This window comes from Gordonia sp. p3-SID1431 (assembly GCF_025143765.1).
GTDB classification, from domain to species: Bacteria; Actinomycetota; Actinomycetes; order Mycobacteriales; family Mycobacteriaceae; genus Gordonia; species Gordonia hongkongensis.
On record NZ_JAMBDT010000199.1, the window covers coordinates 1 to 582 of the forward strand.

1 protein-coding gene is annotated in these 582 nt (G+C 68.4%); it reads right to left on the bottom strand.

Features of this window, described 5'->3' with window-relative positions:
* Nucleotides 1-28 precede the first annotated feature (28 nt).
* On the bottom strand, nt 29-582 hold a 554-nt coding region (locus tag M4D77_RS23775), incomplete at its 5' end, for a transposase (protein ID WP_259937734.1).

A 582-nucleotide genomic window follows, 5' to 3' on the forward strand; every position in this document is an offset into this window, starting at 1 on the left:
TGGTGGGTGGGCGGGTGTGGTTGGTAGGTCAGGTGGTGTTGACCGCGGCCCACAGCGCGGTGAACGCGTGTTGGGTGGGCCAGTGTCGGGGTAGGTGCAGGACCGGTGTTCGTGCTGGTCGGGCTAGTCGGGCGGGTATCGCGATGAGTGTGCGGCGCAGCGTAGCGCCCCGCGCGGCTCGCAGTCTGGGGGTGTTGGTGAGTGCGGCGAGGGTGCGCATCAGGTTGTGGCTGATGGCGGTCAGCGCGAGCCAGGCGGCGTTGGCGCCGAACCGTCCGGAGGGCAGATGCGCCAGTGGTCCGTCGATGAGGTCGGCGAACACGGTTTCGATGATGGCGTGGCGGCGGTGGATGAGGTCGGCGGTGACGGTGTCGTCGGTGGTGTTGGTGAAAAACGAGTGGTACCGCCACGCAGGCATCAACGTGTCGGTGCCGGCGGGGTGGTGGGCTGTGACCCGACGCACGATCAGCCGCGCGGTGACCGGCTGGGCGGAGTCCGGTTGCACGGTGTAGGTGGTTTCGGCGACCTCGGCATCAGAGATCAGTTCGCCGGTGTCGGGGTCGGTGACCGCCCCGGGATAGT